We start from the raw sequence: 1,664 nt of genomic DNA on the forward strand, positions 1-1,664 counted from the left end.
GAGGCGGCCTACGAGCGCGGCGAGTGGCTGACGCTCGAGGGGGAGAGCGGCGTCGGCAAGCTGGCCCTGGCCCGCGCCGTCCACCAGCGGCACAACCCCGTGGCGCCGTGCCACGTGGTAGACGTGACGGCGGGCAGCGACTGGCTGGCGGAGGTCCGTGAGGAGCTGGCCGACGGCACGGGGCTGCTGATCATCAGGCACGTGGACGCGCTGAACGCCCGCCAGATCCGCGCGCTGACCGAGGCACTGGCCGGCGCGAAGGCTGGCCGGGAGGCGGCACCGCGGGTCGCGATCACCCTCGACCGCGAGCAGGCCACGACCGACCTCACCGGCCTGCTGCGGCTGTTCCCCGGCACCGTGGGGGTGCCGCCGCTACGGCACCACAACGAGGACCTGCGCGAGCTGGTGCCGTTCTTCCTCGGCAAGCTGAGCCAGCAGGGCCGCGTCAGCTGCTCGCCCGCGGCGATGCAGCTGCTGCTGCGGCACACCTGGCCGGGCAACGCGACCCAGCTCTGGCAGGTGCTGAAGCAGGTGGTCCAGCACCGCAGGACCGGCCAGATCATGCCGCAGGACCTGCCGCCGGAATGCTGGACGGTGAGCCGCCGGGTGCTCAGCCCGCTGGAGTCGATCGAGCGGGACGCGATCGTACAGAGCCTGCTCGACAACGCAGGCAACAAGATCCGCGCGGCCCGCGCGCTCGGCATGTCCCGGGCGACGATCTACCGCCGCATCCACGAATACGGCATCGTCACCCCGGCCGGCTAGCAGGCGGGATCGGCCGGGCGCCGCGAACCCAGCGAACCATCCGCTAGGGGTGACGGCCTTTCTCGTCGTTCGCGGGAGACTTGCGGTCGTGGCGCTCCGCGGATGCCGGGGCCGAAGGGAGACAAGCCATGAGCATCGGCCCGGTGGAATATTTGATTCTCGGCTTCCCCGGCAACAAGTTCAGCGGTCAGATCGTGCCGGAGCTCGCCAAGCTCATCGACAGCGGACTGATCAGGATCATCGACCTCACCTTCATCAGCAAAGATGCCGCCGGCGAGGTGACGGTGGTCGAGTACGACGCTGTCGAGGAGCTGGCGGCGTTCGCCGGCCTCGACGCCGAGGTGGGCGGGATTCTCACCGACGAAGACATCACATACGCCGCTTCGAGCCTCGAGCCGAACTCCTCAGCAGCGCTGCTCATCTGGGAGGACACCTGGGCGGGCCCGTTCGCGGCGGCAGTGCGCGAGGCAAACGGAGTAATCGTCGAAGGCGCGCGAATCCCGCGCGAGATCATCGAACAGGCCATGGGCGCCTTGGCCGACGCCCTCGACTGAGATCGGCAAGCCCACACCATTCGCGCCCAATGGCCCTCCGCCGGCGGCGCCAAGACAACAGGAGGCGATTGACATGCCGATCCGACGACGACGGCCCATTGCACGGATGGCGACCACCGCGGTTGTGGCCGGGACCGCAGCCAGCATGGGAGCCAGGTCCGCGCAGCGGAGCGCAGAGGCCGCCCAGGCCCAGGATGCCCCGCCTGCCGCTGCTCCAGCGGATGAACCCGCCGCGCCCGAAGCCGCCGAGAGCCCGCAGATCGAAGAGCTCAAGCAGCTTGCCGCCCTCAAGGACCAGGGCATCCTCACCGAGGAGGAGTTCTCCGCCAAGAAGGCACAGATCCT

3 protein-coding genes are annotated in these 1,664 nt (G+C 69.7%); all 3 read left to right on the forward strand.

Going from position 1 to position 1,664, the window contains the following annotated elements; all coding sequences use genetic code 11:
• A partial coding sequence (locus WA805_RS19625) for a helix-turn-helix domain-containing protein (protein WP_425243058.1) occupies positions 1–765 on the forward strand: 765 nt, incomplete at its 5' end.
• 128 nt (positions 766–893) lie between these two features.
• A complete protein-coding gene (locus WA805_RS19630) occupies positions 894–1,319 on the forward strand; it encodes a DUF6325 family protein (RefSeq protein WP_422285418.1) in 426 nt (141 codons plus the stop codon).
• Between the two features lie 106 nt (positions 1,320–1,425).
• Positions 1,426–1,664, forward strand: a 239-nt coding sequence (locus tag WA805_RS19635) for an SHOCT domain-containing protein (RefSeq protein ID WP_425243059.1), incomplete at its 3' end; no start/stop codon positions are given.

It is taken from the genome of Trebonia sp. (genome assembly GCF_049794275.1).
Classification (GTDB): Bacteria; Actinomycetota; Actinomycetes; order Streptosporangiales; family Streptosporangiaceae; genus Trebonia.